Below are 2,950 nucleotides of genomic sequence, written 5' to 3'. Positions count from 1 at the left end.
AAAAAACTCCTTAATTTCTTAAGGAGTTTCTTGGTGGGCGATGAGGGGTTCGAACCCCCGACCCCCTCGGTGTAAACGAGGTGCTCTGAACCAGCTGAGCTAATCGCCCTATTTTACTAGGTTGCTATCGTTTGTGATTGCGAGTGCAAATATACGCTAGTTTTTGAGTTCTGCAAAGAAAATCGAATAAAAAATAAAACTTTTTTAAAAATAAACTATATCTCGCTGTTTATGAATTTGTTATTAAATCGGTTTTTTTAAAGTTTTTTAAAGGATTTTGATTTTGCTTGTTATAAAGGCAATTCGGCAACGACAAAAGTGCTTCCGCCAACGTAAATAAAATCATTTTTTGAAGCGTTTTGTTTGGCTTTCGCGAAAGCGCTTTCAACAGAATCGTATTTTTCTCCAATTAAATTAAATTTTTCAGCCGCATTTTGCAAAGTTTCAGTTGGTAAACCTCTTGCCGAATTCGGACTGCAGAAATAATATTGCGCTTCTGTTGGGAAAAGGGGTAAAATAGAATCCAGATCTTTATCATTTACAACACCCAAAACAATATGCAGTTTTTCATATTTTTCATTTTGAAGCTGATTCATTACAACAGCTAATCCGTGTTTGTTGTGCGCCGTGTCACAAATGATTTTTGGGTTTTCGCCCAATTGCTGCCATCTTCCTTGTAAACCAGTATTTTTTACAACATTCAGTAAACCTTCTTTTAATTGTTCCGTTGAAACTTTAAAATTGGTTTGATTGTTCAGAATTGAAATTGTCTGCTGAACCGTCTTCTTATTATGAAACTGATAATCTCCAATTAAGTCAGACAAATAAATTTGGTCAATTAAATCTGAAGCGAAAGAAATCGGTGCATTATTTTCTTCGGCTTTAGCCAAAAATACAGGCTGTGTTTCCGGAGTATATTCACCAATAACAACTGGAACATTTGGTTTAATAATTCCGGCTTTTTCGCCAGCAATGGCTTCGAGCGTATTTCCTAAAAATTGCGTGTGATCTAAACCAATATTGGTAATAACCGAAACTAAAGGCGTAATAATATTCGTTGCGTCCAGTCTTCCGCCCAAACCAACTTCAATAATCGCAATATCTGTTTTTTCAAAAACGAAATAATCAAACGCCAAACCAACCGACATTTCGAAGAAACTCATATCATTGGCTTCAAAAAAATCTTTGTGTTTGGAAATGAACTCACAAACAAAATCTTCTGAAATTTCCTGTCCGTTTACTTTAATCCTTTCCCTGAAATCTTTTAAGTGCGGCGAAGTATACAAACCCACTTTATAACCCGCTTCCTGCAAAACCGAAGCCAGCATGTGCGAAGTAGATCCTTTTCCGTTTGTTCCCGCAACGTGAATCGTTTGTAATTTCTTTTCGGGATTACCAAGATGTTCTGCCAGTAACTTGATGTTTGTCAGGTCTTCTTTGTATGCCGAAGCACCCTGAAGCTGATACATTGGTAATTGATTAAACATCCAGTTTGTTGTTTCCTGATAGTTCATTTTATTCGGATAAAATAGTTGCTGATTGAAATAATTTCCAGTTTTTTTAGTTTAATATAACAATGAAAATTATCTTTATTGCAAAATTGAAATATTTTTTAGAATTAATTATTAAAAACCAGAATTAAAATATGTTTAGCTCCATTCAACTACAAGCTGATACTCTCGCAAACGCCTCAAACGTAGTGATCGAAAAAATTGCTCATCCAGAAACTGAAATTTCTGTTTTAGGATTTATCTTAAAAGGAGGTTTCTTCCTAATACCAATCGCACTTTTATTGTTTTACACAATTTACGTAATTTTTGAACGCTACTTATATATCCAAAAAGCTTCAAGAATTGATGCCAGATTAATGCAGGATGTTGGGGATAAATTACATGCCGGAAACATTGAATTAGCCAGAACAATTGTAGAAAGAAACGATACAGCTGTTGGGAATATTTTAAAAGAAGGCGTTTTAGTAATTGGAAGACCAATTGCTGAAATCGAATCAAATATGGACCGTGCTGCCGATATCGAAATTGGCGAAATGGAAAGACGTTTAGGTCATTTAGGACTTATTGCGGGTATTGCGCCAACTCTTGGTTTTATTGGAACTATTTCTGGGGTAATTAAAATTTTCTACAGCATTTCAGTTACAGAAAATATCAGTATCGGAAATATTTCCGGAGGTTTATACGAGAAAATGATCAGTTCAGGATCTGGATTAATCGTGGGAATTATTGCCTATAGTGCTTACCACTTACTTAACGGAAAAATTGATGATTTTGCTTTAAAAATTCAGAAACAGATATTAGAATTTGTAAACATAATTCAAAGATCATAAGGTATGTCGATTAAGAGAAAAAGAAGATTTCACGCTGAGGTTGCGACTTCATCCTTAAGTGACATTATGTTTTTCCTGTTGTTGTTTTTCCTAATTATCTCAACACTGGCAAACCCAAATGTTATTAAGATGACGCTTCCAAAAGCGAAATCAAATGAAAAAACCAATAAACAATTAATAAGTTTATCCGTTACAGAAGACAAGCAGTTCTATATCGACAAACAGCCCGTTGCTTTTGAAGAATTAGAAACTACTTTAATGAATAAAATTGGCGCGGATAAAAGTCAGACTGTCGTAGTTAGAATTCCGTTTAATTTGCAGGTTCAGGATTTAGTTGATGTTTTGCAGATAGGAGTGAAGAACAATTTGAAGTTTGTAATTGCAACGAGTCCAAAGTAAAATAATCATTAGGGCGTGACCACAATAAAAAAATGGGCAAATCAGCATAACGTTGATTCGCCCATTTTTTTATTGCGGTCGGGCTATACGCGCTACTTCGGTAGCCAGCTTCTATCCCTCACGCGAAACAACACAATCTTAGTCATTGCGAGGAACGAAGCAATCTCACTTCTATAAGTAAGCGCAATTTTGTCATTTCGACCGAAGGGA

3 protein-coding genes and 1 tRNA gene are annotated in these 2,950 nt (G+C 35.3%); 2 read left to right on the top strand and 2 right to left on the bottom strand.

Going from position 1 to position 2,950, the window contains the following annotated elements:
- Positions 1-31: 31 nt before the first annotated feature.
- Together B3C18_RS19600 and B3C18_RS19595 are read right to left on the bottom strand one after the other, a co-directional pair.
- Positions 32-109 (bottom strand) — tRNA-Val (locus B3C18_RS19600).
- Positions 110-290: 181 nt separating this feature from the next.
- Positions 291-1,514, bottom strand: coding sequence for a bifunctional folylpolyglutamate synthase/dihydrofolate synthase (locus B3C18_RS19595; protein ID WP_291150562.1), 1,224 nt, complete (start codon positions 1,512-1,514; stop codon positions 291-293).
- A 131-nt stretch (positions 1,515-1,645) separates the two neighbouring features.
- On the opposite strand from B3C18_RS19595, the gene B3C18_RS19590 reads away from it, so the two are divergent.
- Positions 1,646-2,341 carry a MotA/TolQ/ExbB proton channel family protein gene (locus tag B3C18_RS19590; protein ID WP_053470763.1) on the top strand — a complete coding sequence of 232 codons (696 nt, stop codon included), beginning with the start codon at positions 1,646-1,648 and terminating at the stop codon, positions 2,339-2,341.
- 3 nt (positions 2,342-2,344) lie between these two features.
- Positions 2,345-2,740 (top strand): ExbD/TolR family protein, encoded by a 396-nt coding sequence (locus tag B3C18_RS19585; RefSeq protein ID WP_056200382.1) that lies wholly within the window; start codon positions 2,345-2,347, stop codon positions 2,738-2,740.
- Positions 2,741-2,950 lie beyond the last annotated feature (210 nt).

It is taken from the genome of Flavobacterium sp. UBA7680 (assembly GCF_002482975.1).
In the GTDB taxonomy this organism is placed as follows: Bacteria; Bacteroidota; Bacteroidia; order Flavobacteriales; family Flavobacteriaceae; genus Flavobacterium.
Note: the sequence above shows the minus strand (reverse complement) of the source record. Positions and strands in the feature narration are given on the sequence as shown.